Consider the following 604-nt stretch of genomic DNA (forward strand, 5'->3'; position numbering starts at 1 on the left):
TGGCTGCCGTTGTCGGCCAGCGCCGCCAGACCGGCCAGCGTTGGCGCACTGAACAGGGCCCGCACATCAATGTTCAGGCCGGCCTGGCGCATACGCGCGATCAAGGTCACGGCCAGCAAGGAATGTCCGCCCAGCTCGAAGAAATTATCGTGGCGGCCAACCTGCTCGATCTTGAGCAGCTCGGACCAAATGGCCGCCAGGGTTTGTTCGGTCTCGCCTTGCGGAGCCTCATACTCACGCGCACCATAAGCATCGCCCTCCGGCGCCGGCAGGGCCTTGCGGTCCAGCTTGCCGTTGGCAGTCAAAGGCAGCGCGGCCAGATGCACGAAGGCGGCCGGCACCATGTATTCGGGCAGTGTCTCGGACAGGTGCGCACGCAGGCTGTCCACGGTCGCTTCGGCATCGCCCGTATAGTAGGCCACCAGGCGCTTGCCGCCGGGGCCGTCTTCGCGGGCCAGCACGGCCGCTTCCCGGACCGCCGGATGGCCGGCCAGCCGGGCCTCGATCTCGCCCAGTTCGATGCGGAAGCCGCGGATCTTGACCTGGAAGTCGTTGCGGCCGAGGAATTCGATGCTGCCGTCGGCCAGCCAGCGGCCCAGGTCGC

Annotated in this window: 1 protein-coding gene; it reads right to left on the reverse strand. The window is 67.5% G+C overall.

From position 1 onward, the window contains the following. A partial coding sequence (locus tag IT781_RS22125) for a phosphopantetheine-binding protein (protein WP_370527084.1) occupies window positions 1–461 on the reverse strand: 461 nt, incomplete at its 3' end. Window positions 462–604: the final 143 nt, after the last annotated feature.

This window comes from Methylobacter sp. BlB1, from assembly GCF_015476545.1.
GTDB lineage: Bacteria > Pseudomonadota > Gammaproteobacteria > Methylococcales > Methylomonadaceae > Methylobacter.